General features: G+C 62.4%; 1 protein-coding gene and 1 pseudogene. Both read left to right on the top strand.

Annotation, left to right across the window (positions count from 1 at the left end; all coding sequences use genetic code 11):
* Nucleotides 1-37 precede the first annotated feature (37 nt).
* Nucleotides 38-1,332 (top strand): annotated as a pseudogene (locus GPT33_RS16780) (AAA family ATPase).
* Nucleotides 1,329-2,117, top strand: a complete 789-nt coding sequence (locus GPT33_RS16775; protein ID WP_296811237.1) for an IclR family transcriptional regulator — start codon at nt 1,329-1,331, stop codon at nt 2,115-2,117. Before GPT33_RS16780 ends, GPT33_RS16775 begins: the two are co-directional and overlap by 4 nt.
* Nucleotides 2,118-2,442: the final 325 nt, after the last annotated feature.

Raw genomic sequence — 2,442 nt, 5'->3', positions numbered from 1 at the left:
AATCCCGAGATACGCACTCGCCATTCAGACCCATGTCATGACCCGGAAGATCCTGCCCATCGACATCCAGACCTTTCGCGAGATCCGCGACGGTGACCACTACTATGTCGACAAGACCGACTTTGCTCGGCGTCTGATCAGCGAAGGCAAATATTACTTCCTGTCGCGCCCGCGTCGCTTCGGTAAGTCTCTCTTTCTCGACACACTCGGCGAGCTGTTCGCGGGCAACGAGCCCTTGTTTCGCGGCCTTCATGTTCATGACCACTGGGATTGGACGACGCGCTATCCGGTCATCCGTCGGTGATCAAGGACTCCGACGCCCATATCCGCTTTGCCTTGCTGACCGGGGTCAGCAAATTCAGCAAGGTCAGCCTCTTCTCGGGGCTCAATAATCTGCGCGATGTCACCCTGTCACGCGAGTATTCGGCCATCTGCGGCTACACCGAGACGGATCTGGACTGTGTCTTCGGCCCGGAGCTCGAGGGGTTGGATCGCGAGCGGATCCGGCTTTGGTACAACGGCTACAACTGGACCGGCGAGGCCGTCTACAACCCCTTCGATGTGCTGTTGCTGTTCAAGGAGCGCCAGTTCCGCCCCTGGTGGTTCGAGACCGGCACCCCGGCCTTACTCGTGGACATGCTGACCGAACGCGAGACCTGGCTCCCCCGGCTCGGCCACATGGAGACCGACGCCACCCTGCTCTCCGCCTTCGAAGTCGACCACATCGCGACCGAGGCGCTGCTCTTCCAGAGCGGTTATCTCACCATCGAGCGCGAGGAGGAGATCAGCGGAACTTATTTTTATCAACTGCGCTATCCCAATCGCGAGGTCGACCAAAGCCTCAACGGCGCCTTGCTGACCGCTTGGACCCCGCCCGACCAGACCGAGGTGCAACACCGCAAATCCCTCCATCGACTGCTGCTGGCCAATGACTTTGACGGACTGAAACAGCTCTTCACCGCCTTCTTTGCGAGCATCCCCAACGACTGGTATCGCAACAACCCGATCGCCCGCTACGAGGGCTATTACGCGAGCGTCTTCTACGCCTATTTCGCCGCACTCGGATTGGATCTGACCCCGGAGGAGAGCAGTCACGCCGGCCGGCTGGATTTGGCCCTGCGGTTCAACGGGCAGATCTATCTGTTCGAGTTCAAGGTGGTCGAACTGGAACCCGAGGGCCGAGCCTTGCAGCAGATCAAGGACCGCGGCTATGCAGACAAGTACCGCGCCGACGACCAACCCATCCATCTGATCGGCGTGGAGTTCAGTCGCGAGCGCCGACAGGTGGTCGGCTTCGCGGTCGAGACCCTGAACTGTGAGCTGAGCCGATGATGTCCGAACCCGCCATCGCACCGCACATCCAGGTCATCGATCGTGCTGCCGCCCTGCTCGACGCCATCGCCCGTTATTCCGAGCCGGTGAGTCTCAAGATCCTGGCCGCCGAGACCGGGCTGCATGCCTCGACCGCGCATCGCATCCTGGCCTCGCTGATCCAGAACCGGTTCGTCGAGAAGGACGCGGTCGGGGGTTACCGTCTCGGGCTGCGGTTGCTGCAGTTGGGTGTGAGACTGCACGCCAACGTCGATGTCCGCGCCATCGCCCGACCCGTGATGGAGGCGCTGCGCGACCGGCTGGGCGAGACCGTGAACTTGACCATCCGCGAGGGCGACGCGGTGGTCTATATCGAGAAGGCGACGCCGAACCGGATGATCCACGTGCAGCAACTGGTCGGCTCCCGTGCCCCTCTGCACGTCACCGCGGTCGGCAAGCTGATGCTGGGTGCCGCCGGCGAGGAGGCGATCCGGGCCTATGCCACGCGCACCAACCTGCCCGCCTACACCCGCAACACCGTCAGCACACTCCCCCGCCTGCTCGCCGAATGTCGCGAGTCGCTGGCGCAGGGGTATGCCTTGGACAACGAGGAGGCCGAGCTCGATGTCGGCTGCATCGGCGTGCTGCTCTACGACAGCACCGGCAACGTGAGCGCCGGTCTGTCGGTCTCTGCCCCGATCGAGCGCCGTCGGCTCGAGTGGGCCGCCGATCTCATCGAAGCCGCCGAGCGCATCTCTGCGCAGCTCGGGCATCAGCCGCCGCGTGCGCAGTCCCTTGCGGTCTGATCGCTTCGCCAGCCCGCGACAGCAATGCCTGCGGGGTCGCCGCAGTCCGCGACCCGACACGCCAGCCGGTCGAGCCGCGCCGGCTCGCACCAAGGCTTCCGCTTTTCGCAACTTAGCCGCAACACCTCCGCCCCGCACTCGCAACTGCACGGCAACACATCCGCATCAGTAGGCATTTCGGAGATGCCAACAGAACCTGTGGATAAGGGTGTGGAGAAAGTCTGATCAACGCGCCCGAAGGCTTACGGTTGCTCGACTGAAAACAGATCGGTCAGATCTTGATCGCCTAATTTTCGCTTGTAAAAACAATTAATTGACTTTTCGT

The sequence above is a fragment of the Thiocapsa sp. genome (genome assembly GCF_011390875.1).
GTDB lineage: Bacteria > Pseudomonadota > Gammaproteobacteria > Chromatiales > Chromatiaceae > Thiocapsa.
This window is presented reverse-complemented; position numbering and strand designations above follow the sequence as displayed.

Coding starts and splice junctions, on each gene's coding strand:
- GPT33_RS16775 (WP_296811237.1), top strand. CDS start 1,329: ATGATGTCCGAACCCGCCATCGCACCGCACATCCAGGTCATCGATCGT.